3 protein-coding genes are annotated in these 1,823 nt (G+C 54.4%); all 3 read right to left on the reverse strand.

Features of this window, described 5'->3' with window-relative positions:
* Positions 1-91 precede the first annotated feature (91 nt).
* Positions 92-277, reverse strand: coding sequence for a hypothetical protein (locus RHOOR87_RS19495; protein WP_043796043.1), 186 nt, complete (start codon positions 275-277; stop codon positions 92-94).
* Between the two features lie 396 nt (positions 278-673).
* Positions 674-1,231: a hypothetical protein gene (locus RHOOR87_RS20565; protein WP_155950237.1), complete on the reverse strand. Its 558-nt coding sequence runs from the start codon at positions 1,229-1,231 to the stop codon at positions 674-676.
* A 69-nt stretch (positions 1,232-1,300) separates the two neighbouring features.
* Entirely contained in the window at positions 1,301-1,717 is a 417-nt protein-coding gene (locus tag RHOOR87_RS20130; RefSeq protein ID WP_081491669.1) for a DUF4279 domain-containing protein, read from the reverse strand.
* Between the last annotated feature and the right edge of the window lie 106 nt (positions 1,718-1,823).

Below are 1,823 nucleotides of genomic sequence, written 5' to 3' on the forward strand. Positions count from 1 at the left end.
TCCGCTTCATGCTCATCGCTACGTTCTTGGTTGAACAGGCGCGTAGTGCAGCGGCTACGAAGTACTTGGGGAATATGAGGTGGGCGGACGCTTACAGAATACCGACGAGCGAAATCTGGTTGACGTGACGTTGAGCATCGTGGCCACGCGGATACTGCCCGAGCGTAATAACAAGCAATGAGGCGCGACCAAGGTTGAACAGAACGAACGACCAGATGATGTAGTACGCGATGAACTTGACGACAGCAACAATGCCATTGGTGATTTCTTCCTGCATGGCTACACGATGCCTAACGCTGGAATTAAGCGGCGGCGCAGCCGTCCGCTTGGATGACTGGTTAGGCCGCTACGATAGCCACTAACCTCAGAACGAACCAAGCAATGACCCCAACAAGCCAATACTTATTGGACGCGTCCTTGAATGCAAGGGGCCACATGGCTAGCGCGGCAGATGCCAGAAAGTACCCGCCGGTGATTACAGGTGCGGCAGTAGGAAGTGCTGCGCTGACGATGGAGCTGACAAGCGGCCCCAAGACAAATGGGACGAGGTACGGCCAATACACGCGCAAAGATTGCGCGAGGCTAAGGCGATGCTTTGCGAGGAAGAAGCCTGAATCCATGGGGCCTAACGCTGGAGTTAAGCGGCGGCGAAGCCGTCCGCTTGGACGAATTGTTATGCCCCATTGTATTGGTGCCACAGTCGTTGTCTGACAGCACGAGCAACTTTTACGTAGGGTCTAACGCCTGCGGTAGTGACGATGCGAACCTTGAAGAAATTAATACGCAACCAAGCGATGTAGCGCTTTTTGTGAAATAGGAACTTGGCTGGCTCATCCAGTTTCAGAAAAAAGTCATCTGAATAGAAGACATGTCCTTCTTTGCCGTCGGTGAGCTCTAGCGGTAGCTTTGAGCACAAACTTCCCACGCCTGCGTCCATATACGGTTGTAGGAAGACAATGCCTTTTACATGCGGCAGCACCCAACAATGATTGGTGACCGTAACGGGCCGAGGCCCAACGTTAGTGAACGAGAGTACGAACACTGGTCGATTGAGTAGATTGGCGTTGACGGATGGTAGGAGCCCGAGAGTCAACGCGGACTTGAGATGAATCTGGCGGTCGCGAACAGAAAGCCAAAGAGCCAAGCCAGTGATGAGAATGGTGCCAATTACAGAGAGCCAGCTAGCAAAGCTGTTGAAGCATTCCCATGTGGTGCAAGACTCAATGGTCACAGAAAAGTCCTGGGTGGGGCATAACGCTGGAGTTAAGCGGCGGCGAAGCCGTCCGCCTTGAACAAGATGTTAGGCATCAGTGTCTGGGCCATAGATGTCCAGGCCGAGTGCAATGCCCCGCTCCCCGAGAGCCTTGAGTGTGGTTGCTGAAACCATGACGCCCTCATTGGTGCCGCCCATGAACCAACCGCAAAACAGGTCTATTTTGTAGCGATGGCCCAGATCACGCCAGACAGCAAGGTCATTGGTGAGCTTGCCAAGAAGCTCTGCAACTTGACCATCGAGGTCTTCCGGTTCGGTTTCGGTTGCGTGGAGCCGCCACTGGCCAAATTGGGCTATACGGGTGCGGCCAGTCCTTAGCAAAATTTCTTGGCCCTTTGCTTGACCATGGGTGGGGGCTGCGCCTAACGCAGCCGATATCCGATCCGGATCGAGGTCGTCTCCTGCAATGCGGAGAGAAGCTACTGCACGTTGCAGGTGAGCCATGTATGACGCCTAACGCTGGAATTAAGCGGCGGCGCAGCCGTCCGCTTGGATGACTGGTTAGGTGGCAACGCTACCAAGGACGCGTGCCACCCGATTGAATGCTAAC

Source organism: Rhodanobacter sp. OR87, from assembly GCF_000473345.1.
Classification (GTDB): domain Bacteria; phylum Pseudomonadota; class Gammaproteobacteria; order Xanthomonadales; family Rhodanobacteraceae; genus Rhodanobacter; species Rhodanobacter denitrificans.

Bases quoted from the DNA above. Each gene is read 5' to 3' on its own strand.
- RHOOR87_RS19495 (WP_043796043.1), bottom strand. From the start codon at position 277: ATGCAGGAAGAAATCACCAATGGCATTGTTGCTGTCGTCAAGTTCATC.
- RHOOR87_RS20130 (WP_081491669.1), bottom strand. From the start codon at position 1,717: ATGGCTCACCTGCAACGTGCAGTAGCTTCTCTCCGCATTGCAGGAGAC.